Annotated in this window: 1 protein-coding gene; it reads left to right on the top strand. The window is 45.5% G+C overall.

Annotation, left to right across the window (positions count from 1 at the left end; translation table 11 throughout):
• On the top strand, nucleotides 1–473 hold a 473-nt coding region (locus tag F5971_RS18345; protein ID WP_193496584.1), incomplete at its 5' end, for a transposase.
• Nucleotides 474–530: the final 57 nt, after the last annotated feature.

Raw genomic sequence — 530 nt, 5'->3', positions numbered from 1 at the left:
TTTATTTAGCACGTTATTGCAGAGGTGGACCTTTAAATCCCGAGCAGCTTAAGCGTTGGTCAGGAAGTCGTGTTGAAATGAGTTATTTCGACCATCGGAAAAAGCGAGCGGCAACGCAATGGTTAGAGCAGAGGCAGTTAATCAAGCGTCTTTTAGAACACGTACCAGCTGAGGGTGTTCATACAATACGTCATGCTGGTATATACGCATCAGCATCAAAGGATTATGAGGGGATAGTCGCTCAGTTTGGTAACCTTGAAGGACAGCATGTGAAGACTTGTGTTGACTCACAACATCGGTTAATTTGCTGTAAACGCTGTGGAGAACCGGGTTTGCTGATTGGACAGCGATGGCGGCAGTCGAAAAAAGGAATTTCCTATATAAAAGTAGGCGTCCAAGACGGTGCCAGCGGTTCAGTCCAACAAGGCGTTGAAAGAGGCCTCGAAAGTGATAGATTGGATGATACATCCTAAATTTGGTGCTGGCGGGTATTTTTTTTGCGCTTTCGTCGGCTCATTAACTAAGCGTTA

Origin of the sequence: Nitrincola alkalisediminis, from assembly GCF_009821115.1 — a bacterium.
In the GTDB taxonomy this organism is placed as follows: domain Bacteria; phylum Pseudomonadota; class Gammaproteobacteria; order Pseudomonadales; family Balneatricaceae; genus Nitrincola; species Nitrincola alkalisediminis.
Note: the sequence above shows the minus strand (reverse complement) of the source record. Positions and strands in the feature narration are given on the sequence as shown.